The sequence below is a fragment of the Brevundimonas sp. MF30-B genome, assembly GCF_004683885.1.
Classification (GTDB): domain Bacteria; phylum Pseudomonadota; class Alphaproteobacteria; order Caulobacterales; family Caulobacteraceae; genus Brevundimonas.
This window is the reverse complement of record NZ_CP038440.1, coordinates 2,053,921-2,071,418: the sequence shown is the minus strand read 5'-3', so window position 1 is coordinate 2,071,418 and position 17,498 is coordinate 2,053,921. Positions and strand designations below refer to the sequence as shown.

The 17,498-nt window shown below is 66.2% G+C and carries 18 protein-coding genes; 10 read left to right on the top strand and 8 right to left on the bottom strand.

Features of this window, described 5'->3' with window-relative positions; all coding sequences use genetic code 11:
• Positions 1 to 84 precede the first annotated feature (84 nt).
• The 7 genes from E4M01_RS10550 to E4M01_RS10520 all read left to right on the top strand — a co-directional run bounded on the left by E4M01_RS10550 (position 85) and on the right by E4M01_RS10520 (position 7,113).
• Positions 85 to 1,368 carry a lytic murein transglycosylase gene (locus E4M01_RS10550; RefSeq protein ID WP_135065204.1) on the top strand — a complete coding sequence of 428 codons (1,284 nt, stop codon included), beginning with the start codon at positions 85 to 87 and terminating at the stop codon, positions 1,366 to 1,368.
• A gap of 70 nt (positions 1,369 to 1,438) precedes the next feature.
• Positions 1,439 to 2,341: a 3-hydroxyisobutyrate dehydrogenase gene (gene mmsB / locus E4M01_RS10545; protein ID WP_135065009.1), complete on the top strand. Its 903-nt coding sequence runs from the start codon at positions 1,439 to 1,441 to the stop codon at positions 2,339 to 2,341.
• A 296-nt stretch (positions 2,342 to 2,637) separates the two neighbouring features.
• Entirely contained in the window at positions 2,638 to 3,864 is a 1,227-nt protein-coding gene (gene hemA / locus E4M01_RS10540) for a 5-aminolevulinate synthase (protein WP_135065012.1), read from the top strand.
• Positions 3,864 to 4,055 carry a hypothetical protein gene (locus E4M01_RS10535; RefSeq protein ID WP_135065015.1) on the top strand — a complete coding sequence of 64 codons (192 nt, stop codon included), beginning with the start codon at positions 3,864 to 3,866 and terminating at the stop codon, positions 4,053 to 4,055. Before hemA ends, E4M01_RS10535 begins: the two co-directional genes overlap by 1 nt.
• A gap of 66 nt (positions 4,056 to 4,121) precedes the next feature.
• Positions 4,122 to 4,691, top strand: coding sequence for a LemA family protein (locus E4M01_RS10530; protein WP_135065018.1), 570 nt, complete (start codon positions 4,122 to 4,124; stop codon positions 4,689 to 4,691).
• A gap of 12 nt (positions 4,692 to 4,703) precedes the next feature.
• Complete coding sequence (locus E4M01_RS10525) at positions 4,704 to 5,729, top strand: M48 family metallopeptidase (RefSeq protein WP_135065021.1); 1,026 nt, start codon at positions 4,704 to 4,706, stop codon at positions 5,727 to 5,729.
• Positions 5,730 to 5,787: 58 nt separating this feature from the next.
• A complete protein-coding gene (locus tag E4M01_RS10520) occupies positions 5,788 to 7,113 on the top strand; it encodes a dihydroorotase (protein WP_135065024.1) in 1,326 nt (441 codons plus the stop codon).
• Positions 7,114 to 7,129: 16 nt separating this feature from the next.
• On the opposite strand, the gene E4M01_RS10515 is transcribed toward E4M01_RS10520, so the two are convergent.
• The 3 genes from E4M01_RS10515 to folE form a co-directional block, all read right to left on the bottom strand.
• Positions 7,130 to 8,968 carry a gamma-glutamyltransferase family protein gene (locus E4M01_RS10515; RefSeq protein WP_135065027.1) on the bottom strand — a complete coding sequence of 613 codons (1,839 nt, stop codon included), beginning with the start codon at positions 8,966 to 8,968 and terminating at the stop codon, positions 7,130 to 7,132.
• A gap of 121 nt (positions 8,969 to 9,089) precedes the next feature.
• Positions 9,090 to 9,527: a biopolymer transporter ExbD gene (locus E4M01_RS10510; RefSeq protein ID WP_135065030.1), complete on the bottom strand. Its 438-nt coding sequence runs from the start codon at positions 9,525 to 9,527 to the stop codon at positions 9,090 to 9,092.
• 112 nt (positions 9,528 to 9,639) lie between these two features.
• Positions 9,640 to 10,254, bottom strand: coding sequence for a GTP cyclohydrolase I FolE (folE, locus tag E4M01_RS10505; RefSeq protein ID WP_135065033.1), 615 nt, complete (start codon positions 10,252 to 10,254; stop codon positions 9,640 to 9,642).
• Between the two features lie 95 nt (positions 10,255 to 10,349).
• On the opposite strand from folE, the gene cysS reads away from it, so the two are divergent.
• Positions 10,350 to 11,750: a cysteine--tRNA ligase gene (cysS, locus tag E4M01_RS10500; protein WP_135065036.1), complete on the top strand. Its 1,401-nt coding sequence runs from the start codon at positions 10,350 to 10,352 to the stop codon at positions 11,748 to 11,750.
• On the opposite strand, the gene E4M01_RS10495 is transcribed toward cysS, so the two are convergent.
• The 4 genes from E4M01_RS10495 to E4M01_RS10480 all read right to left on the bottom strand — a co-directional run bounded on the left by E4M01_RS10495 (position 11,747) and on the right by E4M01_RS10480 (position 15,191).
• Positions 11,747 to 12,376 carry a ribonuclease HII gene (locus E4M01_RS10495; RefSeq protein WP_135065038.1) on the bottom strand — a complete coding sequence of 210 codons (630 nt, stop codon included), beginning with the start codon at positions 12,374 to 12,376 and terminating at the stop codon, positions 11,747 to 11,749. The two genes, cysS and E4M01_RS10495, sit on opposite strands and share 4 nt — an antisense overlap.
• Positions 12,377 to 12,493: 117 nt before the next feature.
• Positions 12,494 to 13,177, bottom strand: coding sequence for a hypothetical protein (locus E4M01_RS10490; protein WP_135065041.1), 684 nt, complete (start codon positions 13,175 to 13,177; stop codon positions 12,494 to 12,496).
• 143 nt (positions 13,178 to 13,320) lie between these two features.
• Entirely contained in the window at positions 13,321 to 13,923 is a 603-nt protein-coding gene (locus E4M01_RS10485; protein ID WP_135065044.1) for a DNA-3-methyladenine glycosylase I, read from the bottom strand.
• Positions 13,920 to 15,191, bottom strand: coding sequence for an EAL domain-containing protein (locus tag E4M01_RS10480; protein WP_135065047.1), 1,272 nt, complete (start codon positions 15,189 to 15,191; stop codon positions 13,920 to 13,922). Before E4M01_RS10480 ends, E4M01_RS10485 begins: the two co-directional genes overlap by 4 nt.
• Before the next feature lie 93 nt (positions 15,192 to 15,284).
• On the opposite strand from E4M01_RS10480, the gene E4M01_RS10475 reads away from it, so the two are divergent.
• Both E4M01_RS10475 and E4M01_RS10470 read left to right on the top strand, forming a co-directional pair.
• Positions 15,285 to 16,055, top strand: coding sequence for an SDR family NAD(P)-dependent oxidoreductase (locus tag E4M01_RS10475; RefSeq protein ID WP_135065050.1), 771 nt, complete (start codon positions 15,285 to 15,287; stop codon positions 16,053 to 16,055).
• Entirely contained in the window at positions 16,045 to 16,974 is a 930-nt protein-coding gene (locus tag E4M01_RS10470) for a lysophospholipid acyltransferase family protein (protein WP_135065053.1), read from the top strand. The genes E4M01_RS10475 and E4M01_RS10470 overlap by 11 nt, the downstream gene beginning before the upstream one ends.
• Here the strand turns inward: E4M01_RS10470 and E4M01_RS10465 are convergent.
• On the bottom strand, positions 16,944 to 17,468 hold the full coding sequence (locus E4M01_RS10465) for a response regulator (protein WP_135065056.1): 525 nt from the start codon (positions 17,466 to 17,468) through the stop codon (positions 16,944 to 16,946). The two genes, E4M01_RS10470 and E4M01_RS10465, sit on opposite strands and share 31 nt — an antisense overlap.
• Positions 17,469 to 17,498: the final 30 nt, after the last annotated feature.

The following is a 17,498-nucleotide window of genomic DNA, read 5'->3' as shown; positions in this document are numbered from 1 at the left end:
GCGCAGATGGCCTCGACAGAAGAGTCAAAGAAATTCGCGCGCTTGTGATTACGTTTCGGGGCCACGACGCGTTAGGCGAGGATGATGAGATTTTCCTATCGCCTCCTGTTGTTCGTTTCGGTCGCGGCCTGTGCGCCCATGGTGCCGGAGCCCCCTCTGCGGGTGACGCCGATGCCGGGGCCCGCTCCTGCCGCGACCACCCCGGCTCCGGCGTCCACACCAGCGCCGCCGCCGCCGAGCGAGGCGTATGACGAAGCCAGCTTCCAACAGTGGAAACAGGGTTTTCTGGAACGCCACGGCGGCGCCCGCCGCGCAGCCTATCAGCGCGAGCTCCAGGGGCTGACGCCCAACCCGTCGGTGATCCGCCTGGACCGCAACCAGCCCGAGTTCTCGCGGCCGGCCGGCGTCTATGTGACCAACGCCACCAGCGCGGCTCGGGTCGCCGAGGCGCGTCGGCGCAGCGATCGCGTGCCGTGGTCGGTAGTCCAACGATACGGCGTGCCGAGCGAGATCCTGCTCGGGATCTGGGCTCAGGAGAGCGCCTTCGGTCAGGTTCAGGGCGACTTCGACGTGATCCGCTCGCTGGCGACCCTGGCCTTCGACGGCCGGCGTCGCGACTGGGCCGAGGAGCAGCTTAAGAATGCGCTGAACATCGTCGTTGACGGCAAGCGCGACCGTGCGGGCCTGAAGGGCAGCTGGGCCGGCGCCATGGGCCAGACCCAGTTCATGCCGGACAACTATCTGCGCCTCGCCGTCGATCAGGACGGGGACGGCAAGGTCGACATCTGGGGGTCGGACGCCGACGCCCTGGCCTCGGCCGCCAATCTGCTGGCTCAGGCCGGATGGAAGCGAGGCCAGGGCTGGGCCTATGAGGTCATGCTGCCGTCTGGCTTTGACTATTCGCTGGCCGAGGACGGCCGCCATCCCTGGAGCTTCTGGTCCCAGCGTGGCGTGACGCTGGCGAACGGCGCCAGTCTCAACGCGGCCGAGGCGGGGGAGGGGGCGACCATCCTTCTGCCGCAGGGCGCGAACGGCCCGGCCTTCCTGGCCCTGCCGAACCACTATGTCATCCGCCGCTACAACAACTCGGTGAGCTACGCCCTGGCGATCGGCCTGATCGCCGATGGGGTGCAGGGGAAGCCGGCGTTGACGAAGGCCTGGCCTGACGATGGTCCGATGACGCGCGATCAGCGCGTGGGGGCTCAAGCGGCGCTGACCCGGCTGGGCTATGACACGCAAGGTGTGGACGGTGTGATTGGGGCCAACACCCGTGCGGCGCTTCGCCAGTGGCAGATCGCCAACGGGCGCACGGCGGACGGCTATCTGACCGCCGCCCTGGCCGACGAGCTGATCCGTCGCGGCGGCTGATCGGGCTGGCGCGGGGCCAAGAGGCGGGCTAACCGTCCGGCCAAGAAACCATAATCAAGGGAGCAGTCGCATGGCGCGGATCGCCTTTATCGGGCTGGGCAACATGGGCGGCGGCATGGCTGCCAATCAGGCCAAGGCGGGTCATCAGGTCGCGGCGTTCGATCTGTCGAACGATGCGCTGGACCGCGCGGCGGCCGCGGGCTGCACGCCGGCCGCGTCGGTCACTGAGGCCGTCCGGGACGCCGAGATCGTCATCACCATGCTGCCGGCCGGCCCTCACGTGCTGCAGGTCTATTCCGAGCAGATCATCGGCGCGGCGCCAACCAGCGCCCTGCTGCTGGACTGCTCGACCATCGACGTCGACACCGCGCGCAAGGTCGCCGGGCTGGCCAAGGAGGCGGGCTACGCCTTCGCCGACGCCCCGGTGTCGGGCGGCACGGCTGCGGCGGACGCCGGCACCCTGGCCTTCATGGTCGGTTGCGACGAGGGCGATTTCGCCCGCATCGAGCCGGCGCTCGAGCCCATGAGCCGCATCACCATCCGCGCCGGCGAACACGGCGCGGGGCAGGCGGCTAAGATCTGCAACAACATGCTGCTGGGCATTTCGATGGTCGGCACGTGCGAGGCCGTCGCCCTGGCCGAGAAGCTGGGCCTGGAGCCCGAACGCTTCTTCGAGATCGCGTCCAAGTCGTCCGGCCAGTGCTGGAGCGTGACCAACTACTACCCCTGGGCCGGCCCCGTGCCGACCGCGCCGTCGAACCGCGACTATGACGGCGGGTTCGCCACGGCCATGATGCTGAAGGATCTGAAGCTCGCCCAGGACGCCGCCGCCAAGGCGGGCGCCACCACGCCGCTGGGCGCTCAGGCCGAGGCCCTCTACGCCCTGTTCGGCGGCCTGGGCTACGCGGGCCGCGACTTCTCCGGCATCCTGCAGATGCTGCGCGGCCAGCTGGACGGCCTGAAGAAGGACTGAGCTCTCAGTCTCCTCTCCATGTCATGGGGGGTGGCGCGGCGCTTGCGCTGTGACGGAGGGGCTTTGCGATGGTGGACCCGCCCCTCCACGACTTCGTGGTCCCCTTCCCATTTCATGGGCAGGAGATAGGGAGCGCGTCGGGTCGAGAAGGCGGAGCCTTCTGACCGCGCTCCAACAAACATGAGAATCGTTATCGATTAAGGCCTTGCGACGATTTCTCCCTGTGCCGCTTGTGGACATTAAGGGGCGCGAGGCGCACATAGGCGTCGCTGTCACAAGCCGCCAAAGAGCCTGCCGTGTTCGACTACCGGACCGCGTTCCAAAACGCCGTCACTCAAGTCAAGACCGAGGGCCGCTATCGTGTCTTCGCCGATCTGAAGCGCGTGCGCGGGAAGTTCCCGTGCGCGGTGCGTCGGCGCGAGGACGGCACCGAACAGGACGTGGTCGTCTGGTGCTCCAACGACTATCTTGGCATGGGCCAGCATCCTGACGTGGTCGCCGCCATGCAAGCCGAGGTCGCCGAGGCCGGCGCGGGCGCCGGCGGCACGCGCAACATCTCGGGCACCACACGCTCCGCCGTCGATCTGGAAGCCGAGCTGGCCAGCTGGCATCAGAAGGAAGCCGCCCTGCTGTTCACCTCGGGCTATGTGGCCAATGAGGCGACGCTGACGACGCTGCAGCGCATCCTGCCGGGCCTGATCATCTTCTCCGACAGCCTGAACCACGCCTCGATGATCGCGGGCATCCGCAACGGCGGCTGCGAGCGGCACATCTTCGCGCACAACGATCTGGAGCATCTGGAGGCGCTGCTGCAGGCCGCGCCGGCCGAGGCGCCCAAGCTGATCGCCTTCGAGAGCGTCTATTCCATGGACGGCGACATCGCCGACCTGGCCGGCACCATCGCCCTGGCCCGCAAATATGGGGCCATGACCTATCTGGACGAAGTGCACGCTGTCGGCCTGTACGGCGCAACCGGCGCGGGCGTGGCCGAACGCGACGGCATGCTGGACGGCATCGACATCATCGAATGCACCTTGGGCAAGGCCATCGGCGTGATGGGCGGCTATATCGCAGCGGACGCCGTGATCATCGATGCGGTGCGCAGCTGGGCCTCGGGCTTCATCTTCACGACCAGCCTGCCGCCGGCCCTGACCGCGGGCGCTCTGGCCTCTGTGCGTCACCTCAAGACCCATCCGGAACTACGTGAAAAGCATCAGGAACGCGCCGCGGCGCTGAAGGCGCGCTTCGTCGCCGCCGGCATCCCGGTGCTGCCCAGCGTCAGCCACATCGTGCCCGTGCACGTGGGCGATCCGGTGCACTGCAAGATGATCTCGGACATGCTGCTGGAAGATTTCGGCATCTACGTCCAGCCGATCAACTATCCCACCGTGCCCAGGGGAACCGAGCGCCTGCGCTTTACGCCCTCGCCCGACCACGACGACGGCATGATGGATGCCCTGGTCGCCGCCATGGACAAGCTTTGGTCGCACTGCAACGTCGCCCGGATGCCGAGCGCCGCCTGATGCGCGACGAAGCGGCGGGCGAGGTCATCGTCGAGTTCGTCCGCCACGGCGCCTTTCTCAAATGTTCGGCGGTTCACGTCACCAGCGGGATCGAGGTTTCCGCCACCGGCCCTGCGCACGAGCCGCGCGGCCTGGAGCGGATCGCGATCGCCAAGCTCAAGCGCGCACTCGCTGCTCGCGCCGGTGGGTGACGACGAATTCATTTCAGGCGAGCGCGTCCAAGCCCCATAATCCAGCCAAGGCTTTAGGAGGGCTTCATGATCACCTGGATCATCATCGGCGTCATCGTCGTCGTACTGCTGTTTGTCATCGTCGGCGCCTACAACCGGCTGGTGGCGCTGGATCAGGCCGCCAACCAGTCGTTCGCCGATATCGACGTGCAGCTGAAGCAGCGCCAGGACCTGATCCCCAACCTCGTCGAGACGGTGAAGGGCTACGCCACGCATGAGCGCGGCACGCTGGACGCCGTGACCCAGGCGCGCGCCGCCGCCGCCGGGGCGACGTCTGTCAATGACAAGGTGCAGGCCGAGAACATGCTGACGGCAACCCTGGGCCGCCTGTTCGCCGTGTCGGAGGCCTATCCGGACCTGAAGGCCAACACCAACTTCCAGCAGCTGCAAATGGATCTGTCGGACATCGAGAACAAGCTGGCCGCCGCGCGCCGCTTCTTCAACAACGCCGTGGCCGAGTTCAACGCCGTGCGCCGCCAGTTTCCGACCGTCCTGTTCGCCGGTCTGTTCGGCTTCGGCTCGGACAAGCCCTTCTTCGACGTGGGCGAGAGCGAGCGGGCGGGCCTGAACGCCGCCCCGCCGACGGTGCAGTTCTAAGGGAGCGAGCGCTTGGGCGCGGTCGGTCTCAAGACCCACATCTGGGCCAACAACACACGGTCGGCGATCCTGCTGGCCGGGTTCCCGGTGTTGATGGTCGGCATCTTGTATGGGCTGCAACTGATCCTCATGGGCTTCGGCGTCCTGCCGAACGCGGGGCCCGAGGCGACGCTGGGTCAGGACATGGCGCTGGCCGCCAGCATGCTGAGCTGGACCGTGCCGGCCGCCCTGGTGATCTCGGGCGTCTGGTTCGCCATCGCCTATTTCGGCAACCAGGCCATGATCGACGCCATGACCGGCGCCCGAAAGGTCGATCGGCGCAGCGAGCCCGAGCTCTATAATCTGCTCGAGAACCTGGCGATCTCTCGCGGCATGAAGACGCCGACGCTGAGGATCATCGAGGACCAGTCGCTGAACGCCTATGCCTCGGGCCTGCACGAGGGGCGTTATTCCGTCACCGTGACGCGCGGCCTGATGGGCGCGCTGGACCGCGACGAGATGGAGGCGGTGCTGGCGCACGAGCTGACCCACGTCATCAACAAGGACGTGCGGACCATGGTGATCGCTTCGATCTTCGCGGGCATCATCAGCGTGATCGCCGAGATCGTGTTCCGCAGCCTGTTTTTCGCGCGCGGCGGGCGGGGCAACAACAAGAACGCCGGGCCGCTGATCCTGATCGGCATCGCCATTGCGGTGATCGGGGTGGCGCTGGCGTTTGTGATCCGCATGAGCTTGTCGCGGACGCGCGAATATGTGGCCGATGCGGGCGCGGTCGAGCTGACCAAGAACCCCGACGCCATGATCTCGGCTCTGCGCAAGGTTTCGGGCCAGTCCAAGCTGGAGGCCCCCGACGAAGTGCGCGGCATGTTCCTGGACAATCAGGAAGGCGCGTTTGGTCTGTCGGGCCTGTTCGGCACCCACCCGCCCATCGAGAAGCGCATCGCGGCGCTGGTGAAGTTCGGCGGCGGGCGCGATGTGGGGCCGTGGGGTCCGACGTCGGCGCGGCCAGCGGTGGCGACCTCGGTTCCCACGACCTGAGACTTGCCCCCGGCCGCCTTCGGTCGCCATAAGCGGCGAGCTTTCGAGGAGGCGGCCCATGGCGACCTATGATCTGATCGTGCGCGGCGGCGACGTCGCCAACCATGCGGGGCGCGGCCCGGCCGACGTGGGCGTGCGCGACGGCCGCATCGCCTTCATCGGCGACCTGTCCCAGGCCTCGGCCGGAGAGGTGGTGGAGGCCGCCGGCCTGACCGTCCTGCCGGGGGTGATCGACACCCAGGTGCACTTCCGCGAGCCGGGCCTGGAGTGGAAAGAGGACCTGGAGACGGGTTCGCGCGCTGCGGCGCTGGGCGGCGTTGTCGCGGTGTTCGAGATGCCGAACACCAATCCCAACACGACCGACCCGGACACCCTGGCCGACAAGCTGGCGCGGGCGAAGGACCGGATGTGGACCGACCACGCCTTCTACGTCGGCGGCACGCACGGCAATGCGGCCTATCTGGGCGAGCTGGAGCGGCTGCCGGGCTGCTGCGGGGTCAAGGTCTTCATGGGCGCCTCGACCGGCGACCTGCTGATCGCCGACGACGACGGCGTGCGCGAGGTGCTGCGCAACGTCAGCCGGCGGGCCACCTTCCATTCCGAGGACGAATACCGCCTGGCCGAGCGACGCGATCTGGCCCGGCCCGGCGACTGGACCAGCCACCCCGAGGTGCGCGATCCCGAGAGCGCCATAATGAGCACGCGTCGCCTGGTCCGTCTGGCCAAGGAGGTCGGACGCCGCATCCACGTGCTGCACGTGACGACAGCCGAGGAGATCGAGTTCCTGGCCCAACACAAGGATGTGGCCACCGTCGAGGTGACGCCCCAGCATCTGACCCTGGACGGCGACGAGGCCTATGAGCGGTTGAAGGGCCTGGCCCAGATGAACCCGCCGATCCGCAATGCGCCGCACATCGCCGGCCTGTGGCGCGGCATCCAGCAGGGTGTCGTGGACGTGCTGGGTTCGGACCATGCGCCGCATACGCTGGAGGAGAAGGCGCGGCCCTATCCGGCGTCGCCGTCCGGGATGCCGGGCGTGCAGACCCTGGTGCCGGTCATGCTTACCCATGTGGCCCAGGGGCGACTGACGCTGGAACGCTTCATCGACCTGACGTCGGGCGGCGCCCAGCGGGTGTTCGGCACGGCTGGCAAGGGCCGTCTGACGGAAGGCTATGACGCCGACCTGACCCTGGTGGATCTGAAGGCCAGGCGGATCATCCGCCATGAAGACATGGCGACCCGCAGCGGCTGGACCCCCTTCGACGGTTTCGAGGCCGAAGGCTGGCCCATGGCGACGATCGTGCGCGGGCGGGTGGTGATGAAGGACGGCGAGTTGATCGGATCGGCTCGCGGCCAGCCGGTAAGGTTCCAGGAAACGCTGTAGCCCTCGGCGCGGAGGTTCAATAGGCCAGCGCCAGGCCGTCCTTGCGCATTTCCGACGCGGCGCCGTAGGTCCAGCGAGCGCCAGGGTTTTGCTGCATGACCACGTTCTGATAGCCGCCGAAGCCGCCGTCGGGCCGGCCTAGCGTCCAGCCCAAGGCCTCTAGCTGCCGTTTCGTCGCGTCCGGTACGCCGGACTCCAGATGCAGTCGGCCGACGCCCTCGGCGGGCTGGCCGGTGGGTTCGGACGAACCGTAATGCTGCCAGCGCGGGCTGTCGCCAGCCTCCTGCGGGTCCAGACCGTAGTCGACCATGTTGATGATGATCTGGGCCTGGCCCTGGGGCTGCATGCCGCCGCCCATAACGCCCATCGCCATCCAGGGCTGGCCGTCGCGCACCGCAAAGCCCGGGATGATGGTGTGGAAGGGGCGCTTGCCCGGCGCGTAGACGTTGGGATGGCCGTCGGTCAGGGCGAACAGTTCGCCGCGGTCCTGGAACATGAAGCCCAGGGTGCGGCCGTCCGGTCCGTCGGGCACCAGGCCCGAGCCCATGCCGCGATAGTTGGACTGGATCCAGCTCACCATCATCCCGTCCTTGTCGGCCACGCTGAAGTAGGTGGTGTCGCCCTGTGTCGGAGCGTCACCGGGGAAGATGCGATCCATGACGCGGTCCGGGCGGATCAGCCGCGCGCGCTGGGCGGCGTAGGCCTTGGAGTTCAGCCATTCGACCGGCGCGGCGCTGAACCGCTGATCGGCGAAAAAGCGGGCGCGGTCCTCAAACGCCAGGCGCTTGGCCTCGGCCTGGTGGTGGATGGAGGCGGCGGACTGAAAGCCCATGCCCTTGAGATCGAACTGCTCGCAGATGTTCAGGATCTGATTGGTCGACAGGCCCTGAGTGTTGGGTCCCAGGCCATAGACCTGGACACCGCGATAGTCGGTCATGATCGGCTCGACCCATTCGGTCTGGTGCGCCTTCAGGTCCTGGCGGGTCATCCAGCCGCCGATGCGGCGGAAATAGCGTTCCATGTGGTCGGCCAACACGCCATCATAGAAGGCTTCGCGGCCGCCCTCGGCGATGGCGCGATAGGTGGCCGCCAGGTCAGGGTTGGCGAAGATCTGGCCGACCTTGGGCGTGGCGCCGCCGGGTGCATACACCTTCTTGCGGTTGTCGTTCTCCTCCATCTGGTCGGCATTGCGGTCGAAGCCGGCCATGTTGCGTTCCAGGTAGTAGGCGATCACCTGGGGCATGGGTACGCCCTGCTCACACAGCTCGACCACCGGCATCAGGACGTCTTTCCACGGCAGCTTGCCGTAGCGCTGGTGGGCGCTCCACCAGGCGTCGACTGTGCCAGGGACGTTGACGGTCACGGCGCCGTAGCTGGGGAGGTAGCCGTTGGGCCGCGCCTTGGAGCGGGCGGTCGCCAGCGACAGGCCCAACGGGCTGTTTCCAGAACCGTTAAGGCCCACAACCTTGCGCTGAGCCGGATCCCAAAGCATGGCGTAGGCGTCGCCGCCGATGCCATTGGCGACCGGCTCCAGAAAGCCGAGCGCGGCGTTGATGGCGATGGCGGCGTCGATGGCCGACCCGCCGCGTCTCAGGGTGTCGATGCCGATGAGGGTGGCGGTGGGATGAGCCGTTGCGGCCGCGCCGTTCGCGCCCCAGACGGTCGAGCGGCCGACGAACTTCGGCCCCGTGATGCGGTCGCCGATGCCGATGCCGGCGTAGGGATCCGGCCTCCGCACCGCAGGGGGCGCGGCCTCCATCGGACGACCGGCTGCGGGCGGCGTGGCCTGCGCAGATGCAGTTGATGCGGCCAGGGCGCCAGCGGGCAGGGCGGACAGAAAGGTGCGACGACGCATGGGAGGCCTCCGGATCGGCGAGAAGCTGCATCAAGGCCCGCGTCGCCGCTCGGCGCAAGGCATGAAAAAGGGCCGCAACCCGAAGGCGGCGACCCTGTTTCCTTGAAAGAGGCGGAAAGCCCTATTCGATGTCTTCGTTCAGCAGGCCGACCTTGAAGAAGCCGTTCTCCTGCAGGGTGTTCATGACCTCCATGAACTGATTGTACTGCACTTCGGCCTGGGCGCGGACGAAGACGCGCTCATCGCGGCAGTTCCCGCTGCCCAGCGCCGCGCACACATCCGCGGCCAGGGCTCCCAGCGAAGTTTCATTCTCGGCGATGAAGAGCTGTCCGGATTCCTGGATCGTGATGTAGACCGGCTCTTCAATTTCCTGATCCGGCGCCGGCGGGGTAGCCGGCGGCAGGTCCAGGCGGATCGACACGGTGGCCAGCGGCGCGGCGACCATGAAGATGATCAGCAGCACCAGCATCACGTCCACGAACGGCGTGACGTTGATGTCGCTGTTCTGTTCGACCGTCTTGCCGCCTTGGCCGCCAGGGCCGGAAAGTTTGGCGCCCATGCGCTGCGTCTCCATCTGTGATCCGCGACACGCGGACCCACCTAAGCTTTCGGTGTCGTTCTTGGCGTTCCAAGGCGAGCTTGTAAAGCGCTCTAATGCGAAACCAAGACGATCAGTCCTTCGCCAGCTTCAGGAAACGCTCCGTCAGCGCGGGGTCGGACTTGAAGGCCCCAGTGAAGCGCGTCGTGATGGTCGAAACGTGGCGGTGATGCACGCCGCGGGTCGTCATGCACTGGTGCGTCGCATCCACCAGAACGGCCACGCCACGCGGCTGCAGATGCGATTCGATGGCGGCGACGATGTCGTTGGTCAGAGTTTCCTGGTTCTGCAGACGCCGGGCGAAAATCTCCACCACGCGGGCCAGCTTGGAGATGCCGACGACCTTTTCGCCCGGCAGATAGGCGACCGAAGCCTTGCCCAGGAAAGGGGCGAGGTGGTGCTCGCAATGGCTCTCGACCTCGATGTCGCGCAGGATGACCATGTCGTCATAGCCCTGAACGTCCTCGAAGGTGCGGCTCAGCTCGCGACCCGCGTCCGCGTCATAGCCCTCGAACCACTCGCCATAGGCGTCGACCACTCGCTTTGGCGTGTCGATCAGTCCGGGCCGGGCCGGATCGTCGCCGGCCCAGGCAATCAGGGTGCGCACGGCCTCCAGCGCCTGTTCGCGGCTGGGGCGCTTTGAAGTTTCGTCGCTGACCAGCACGGGCTTTACGGGGGTGACGCTCATGAAGGGACCTGCATTTAACAATCCACTCGGACTGTATATCAGGCCGCTATATGGGACGGACCCTCCGTCTCGCAAGAAAACGAAGCCGTTCCGCCATGCCTCTGCACCTCCACGATACCCTGCGTCGTGAAAAGCGCCCGTTCGCACCGCGCGATCCGAGCCGGGTGACCCTCTATGTGTGCGGGCCGACGGTCTATGACTACGCCCACATCGGCAATGCGCGGCCGCCCGTGGTGTTCGACGTGCTGGTGCGCCTGCTGCGCCGGACCTATGAGCAGGTGATCTACGCCCGCAACGTCACCGACGTAGACGACAAGATCAATCAGAAGGCCGCGCGCGAAGGCGTGCCGATCGGCGAGGTCACGGCCCGCTACGAGGCGGCCTATCTCGAGGACATGGCCCGGCTGAACGTCTCGGCGCCCGACATCGCACCGCACGTCACCGACCACATCGACGCCATCGTCAGCCAGATCCAGGCCATCGTTGACGCCGGCTGCGCCTATGCGGCGGAGGGCCATGTGCTGTTCGATGTGTCTACCTACCCGGCCTATGGCGCGCTGTCGGGCCGGAACCTGGACGATATGATCGCCGGCGCCCGCGTCGAGGTCGCGCCCTACAAGAAGAATCCGCACGACTTCGTGTTGTGGAAGCCGTCCAAGGCCGACGAGCCGTCCTGGCCTTCGCCCTGGGGCGACGGCCGGCCGGGCTGGCACATCGAATGCTCGGCCATGATCGAGAAGACGCTGGGCCTGCCCATCGACATCCACGGCGGCGGCATCGACCTGGTGTTTCCGCACCACGAAAACGAGATCGCCCAGGGCGTCTGCGCCCACGGCCACGCGCATGGCGATGCGGCGCACGATGAATACGCCCGCTACTGGATGCACAATGGCTTTCTGACCGTGGATGCCGAGAAGATGTCCAAGTCGATCGGCAACGTCCTGCTGCTGCACGATCTGGTCCAGGCCATGCCGGGCGAGGTCGTGCGCTGGGCCCTGCTGAGCGCCCACTATCGCCAGCCGCTGGACTGGAACCAGGGGCTGCTGGATCAGTCGCGCAAGAACCTGGACCGTCTCTATGGGGCTTTGCACCGCGCCGCAAACATCGAGGCCGTCGGCGACGAACCGCCAGTCGAGTTTCTCAAGGCGATCGAGGACGACCTGAACACACCCGGCGCCATGGCGAGCCTGTTCGCCCTGTCGAGCGAGATCGAGCGCGGCATGACGGCGGGAGATGTCGATGCGGTGGCGTTGGCAAAGGGCCAGTTGATCGCGGCGGCTGATCTGCTGGGCGTGCTGCAGTCGGACCCGGCCGAATGGTTCTCGGGCGTCGATGAGGGCCTGAAGGCCGAGGTTGAGGCTTTGCTGGTCGAGCGACAGGCGGCTCGGTCGGCCAAGGACTGGGCCGAGGCGGACCGCATTCGCGACCGGCTAAACGCGCTGAACGTGGTGGTCATGGACGGCCCGACGGGCGCGACATGGCGCGTGAAGGCTTAGGTCTCTCCCAGCAGGGCCCTGATCGGCGACCAACTGCGTCGATGCGCCGGACACGGGCCCATCGCCTTCAGCGCTGCCGCATGCATGGGGGCGTTGTAGCCCTTGTGACTGGCGAAGCCGTAGCCGGGATACTGGGCGTCCAGATCGACCATCAGTCGGTCGCGCGCCGTCTTGGCCAGGATCGAGGCGGCGGCGATCGACAGCGACAGGCCGTCGCCGCCCACGACCGTGCGCACGTCGCAGGGCAGCTTGAAGCGATAGTTCCCATCCACAAGCGCGACGATCGGCTGAACCTCTAGCGCCTCAATGGCTCGACACATCGCCAGGCCGGTGGCGTGCAGGATGTTCAGGTCGTGTATTTCCTCGACCGTGGCGAAGCCCACGCCCCAGGCGACGGCCCGAGCCTTGATCTCGACCTCCAGCACTTCTCGCCGCGCGGCGGTCAGGGCTTTGGAGTCATCGATGCCGGCAGGAAGATCGTCTGGATTCAGGATGACGGCCGCCGCCGACACCGGTCCCGCCCACGGACCGCGCCCCGCCTCGTCCACGCCGCAGACCAAGCCGCCGGCCGCTTCGCGCGCCAGGGTTTCCAGCGCCAGGGTTGGAAAGGGGCGGGTAGTATTCATCGAGGATTTGCGCGGACTCATCGGCCCTGTGTGCCGGAAAGTCCTGCAGGACGGAAGCAGACGTTTTTGACGACCGCTATGGGTGGAAAGCGGACATCGATATCCGAAGCTTTTCCACTAGTCGCCGCGTCGGCTCACATCCGCGACCGCGTTCCATAGCCACGTGACGCTTCCGTCTACGTCGCCGTCCTGCCAATGGATCGCCGCCCCCTCCACGATTAGCATCAGGTGGCCGATAAGCACGGAAGCTTCATCAACCAGACCGTGGATGTGATCATATTGCGGACGCTCAGGCAGAACGTCGAACCGCAACTCATGAGCTATATTCTCGTCTCGGAAGCCCCGAACCAGAGTGACACGGTTCGGCTCCTCGTTTTCGAGTGCGGTCAGCACATCAAGGAACACGTGATATCTTGCGCTAAGGCGCTCTCGATTTTCAGCCCCGAGTTCGTTCCAATCCTCGGATTGGTCCAACAAGAACTCCATTACGCCAGGTTGCTCCATGAGCGTTCGGCAAACCGGAAAGCTCATCCGATTTTGCGTGAGGATATGGCCTCGGCCTGGAGCGTCAAATACGCGAGCGATCATCATGATCTGAGCATCGAGCGTCGTTCGCTCATAGACGTGCGCGGCAGGTGAAGCCGGGCTATCAGCTATTTCCTGTCGAGCTTGGTGGCGATTGAAAGTGCGCCAGACCGCGTTGACCGCTCGCGCCCAACGTATCGCATTCAAGATCCGCCGCGTGGAGTGGCGTAGTCGATCTATTGCCTCCCCTGGATCATGCGCAGGTTCCCTCGCCATCTAGCGCTCCAAGGACCGCTATACTTCATACGTTCGCTTTAGAGTATTCGCCCGATAAGGCTGCTATGGGATGGTTTTGCCGCAAGGGGGCCTTCCAAGCTTCCGCAATAGGTCGAGAGCGGACAGTTACTCGGCCCTGACAATCAGACACTGTGGCTGGACGGCCCGAAGGGCCGAACTTCCTCGCAGCGGAAGCAACTTGCTTGGTGGTCGTTGACGATTCCGACCGCCTGCATGAAGGCATAGGTGATCACGGGGCCGCAGAACTTGAAGCCTCGGGCCTTCAGCGCCTTGGACATGGCCTGGGATTGCGGCGTCTGGGTCGGCACCTGGCGGTAGTCGGGCCAGGCGTTCTGCACGGGTTCGCCGTCGACGAAGCTCCACAGCCAGGCCGAGAAGTCCTCGCCGCCGTCGCGCATGTCCAGCCAGATGCGGGCGCCGCCGATGGCCGCGTCGATCTTGGCGGCGGAGCGTATGATGCGGGGATCAGCCAGCAACCGGGCGCGGTCGGCCTCGCCGTAGCGGGCCACGATCTCCGGGTCGAAACCGTCGAAGGCGTCGCGCATCCCTTCGCGCTTCCTCAGAATGGTGATCCAGGCCAGGCCGGCCTGAAACCCGTCCAGCACCAGCTTTTCCCACAGCGCGCGGGCGCCGTATTCCGGCACGCCCCATTCGGTATCGTGGTAGGCGACATACAGCGGGTCGGTCCCGCACCAGCCGCAGCGCCCCGAGTAGCGGTCGGTCACTGGATGCGACGGCGCTGTTCGGCCTGGCGCAGCGTGGTGCGCATGAAGTCGGCCGGCGGGTCCGTCTCGGCCAGGACCTCGTCCTTGATGGCGCGGGGCTCGCCGAACAGGTGGCCCTGGCCCATGGCCACGTCCAGTTCCAGGATGTCGACGATCTGCCGCTCGGCTTCGACCTTTTCGGCAATGACCTCGACGCCGTAGCGGCGCGTCAGCTGGGCGAAGTCGGCGGCCTGAATGTCGGGCAGCGAGGGCAGGGGCGCCGCGCCGTCGATGTCCAGCAACTGTTCGATCAGCAGATCGGCCGCTACTTTGATGAAGCGCACGTCCGCCCGCTGCAGGTCCGCGAAGTCCAGATCCAGCGTCTGCACCTTATCCAGCGAGAAGCGGAAGCCGAGGTCGGCCAGCTTGGCCATGTTGCGCGCCTCGACCGCGCCTCGCGCATCGAAGTTGGCCTGACCCAGCTCGAAGATCAGCGACTGGTTGAGGTCGCGGTTCTCGCTCAGGAAATGCAGAAACTGCGGGAAGAAGGTGTCGTCGCCCAAGCTGTTAAGGGCGATGTTGCAGAAGACGCCGACCTTGCGGTCCTGTCGCGCCAGCCGGCGCACGATCTGCGCGCAGCGGAACAGCAGTAGATTGTCGATGGCGGGCACCAGGCCTTCGCCCTCGGCCAGCGAAAGATACTCGGCCGGCATCATCACCCGATCCGAGGAATCGCGCAGGCGGGTAAAGCTCTCATAATAGACGGTGCGCCGCTGGGGCAGGGTGACCACCGGCTGTAGGTACAGGTCGACGCGGTTTTCGCTGAGCGCGTCGTGGATGGTGCGCAGGAGGGCGCCCGACTGTTCGCGCAGCCGCGTCTCGAAGGGGTCGCGGGGCGGCGGTGCGGCGGCCAGGCGTTCCTCAATGGAGACACTCATCTGCTGCACCAGGCCCTCCAGCATACGGACCTCGCCGGTCAGAGCCTCGGTGCTGTTGACGGCGCCGTCTTCGATCGCCTGGGCCAGGTCGGTCAGGGCTCCTTGAGTGGACTCCATGGCGTCGGCCAGGAGGCGGTGCGCGGCGCGGACCTGTTCGATTTCTTTTTTCAATGAAGCTCGCGCCGCGGCGCCGGCGATCAGCGCATGACCGGCGCCGAAGAGGGCGATGGCGCCGATGGCGCCGGACGCGCCTGCGCCCAGGCCAAGGCCGGCGCGCCAGATCACGGCCCCGACCGTCAGGCCGAGGAACAGGTAGGCGAAGAACAGGAAACCTGTCGTCAGATGGCGCATGGGAACGGTCAGCCCGCCTTCCCGGATGGAATCGATCGAGTATCAGGCTATCAGAGGATTCAGGCTAGGCGTTAAGCGAACGAGGGATACGAGATGCAGTTGTTCGATCTGAGCGGCAAGGTGGCCGTCATCACGGGGTCCTCGCGCGGGATCGGCCGCGCGGTGGCCGAGCGGCTGGCCGAGCATGGCGCGCGCGTCGTCATCTCGTCGCGCAAAGCCGGCCCGTGCGACGAGGTCGCCGCCGAGATCAACGCGAAACACGGCGAAAGCCGCGCCATCGCCATCCCCGCCAACATCGCCTCCAAGGACGACCTTCAGCGCCTGGTGGACGAAACCAACGCCGCCTTTGGCCAGATCGACATCTTGGTCTGCAACGCCGCAACCAACCCCTACGCCGGGCCCATGGCCGGCATTTCGGACGAACAGTTCGAGAAGATCCTTCAGAACAACGTCATTTCGAACCACTGGCTGATCCAGATGGTCGCGCCCCAGATGCTGGAGCGGAAGGACGGGTCGATCATCATCGTGTCGTCGATCGGCGGCCTGCGAGGCAATGCCCTGATCGGCGCCTACAATGTCTCCAAGGCGGCGGACATGCAGTTGGCGCGAAACCTGGCGGTCGAGTGGGGGCCGTCGAACGTGCGGGTCAACTGCATTGCGCCCGGCTTGGTGCAGACCGATTTCGCCAAATATCTGTGGGAAAATCCCGTTCTGCTGAAGCAGGTGACCGACCCGGCGCCGCTGAAGCGCATCGGCCAACCCGACGAGATCGCTGGCGCCGCCGTTTATCTGGCGTCGCCGGCTTCGGCCTATATGACCGGCCAGACGCTGGTTGTGGACGGCGGGATCACCATTGCCTGGTGACACCGCGGGCGCGGGTCTTTGGCGAGACCTGGCGTGGCGCGCCGAGGCCTTGGCCTTTCGCGGGCTCGTGGCCTTCTTGCGCCTGCTCGGGGTTGAGCGGGCATCGGCGGCAGGCGGTCGGGCGCTCAGAGCCCTGGGCCCGCGAACCGGCACGCACAAGACCGTCATGCGCAACCTGCAAATCGCCTTTCCGAACATGGGCGCGGCCGAACGCGAGCGTTTGGCTGTCGATCAATGGGAGCAGACGGGCCGGACCTTTGCTGAACTGGCGGTGATGGACCAACTCACGCCGCAGAGCGGTCGCATCGAAATTGTCGGACTTGAACGGCTCCACGCCATTCGCGACAGCGGCCGTCCGGTGGTGTTCATGTCCGGACACCTGGCGAATTTCGAGGTTATGGCGGCGGTGATCCTGGCTGCCGGCGTTCCGTGCCAGGTGACCTATCGCGCTGCGAACAACCCTTATGTAGACGCCCTGATCCGTCGCAATCGCGAGCGCTATGGCGTGCGCCTGTTTGCACCAAAGGGCGACGGCACGCGCGAACTGATGGCTGGAATGAAGCGAGGCGACTCCATCGCCCTGCTGGTCGACCAGAAGTACGATCAGGGGCCGGAAGTCGAATTCTTCGGCCAACCGGTCAATGCTTCGCCGGGCGCGGCGCGGATGGCGCTGAAGTTTGGAACCGTGATGCAGCCGCTGTCGGTGGTGCGGCTGGCCAACGCCCGCTTCCGGGTGACGGCCCACGAACCGATCACCGTGGCGGATACCGGAGACAGGGCTGCGGACATCCTCGCTGGCGTTCAGGCGGCTAACCGTTTTGTGGAGGATCGCGTACGAGAGGTCCCGGTGGACTGGTTCTGGGTCCACCGGCGCTGGCCGCGCAAGGTCTACGCCGCGCTGGACGCATCATCGCCCTGAGCGGGCTGCGGATCGGTTGAACGTCGCATGGGCCCGCGGTAGGCGCCGCTGTCCGTACGACGACGACACGGCCCGAAATAGCCGTCGGTCTTCACAAAGGGGCGGGGCTTCAGGATTATCGCCTGAATGCGATCCAGAACGGCCTTGGCCGTGATCGGCTTGACTACGAACTCGGTCACGCCGGCGTCGCGCGCCTCCATGACGCGGTGCTTCTCCGAGTGGCCGGTCATCATGATGATCGGCAGGTATGGGTTGGCGCTGTCAGGACTGTTGCGGACCAGGCGCGTGAATTCCACCCCGTCCAGAGGGAACATGTTGAAATCGACGATCGCCAGATCGACGTCATGGTCGCGCAGCACATCGACGGCCGCAGCCCCATCCGACGCCTCTATCACTCGCTTCATGCCCGCCGACTGGAGAACTGCCGAGGTGATGGCGCGCATATGCTGGTTGTCATCGACCAGAAGCACCTGAAGCGACTGCAGGGAGGCCATGGGAACCTGAGAGAATCGGTAAGCGCGGGC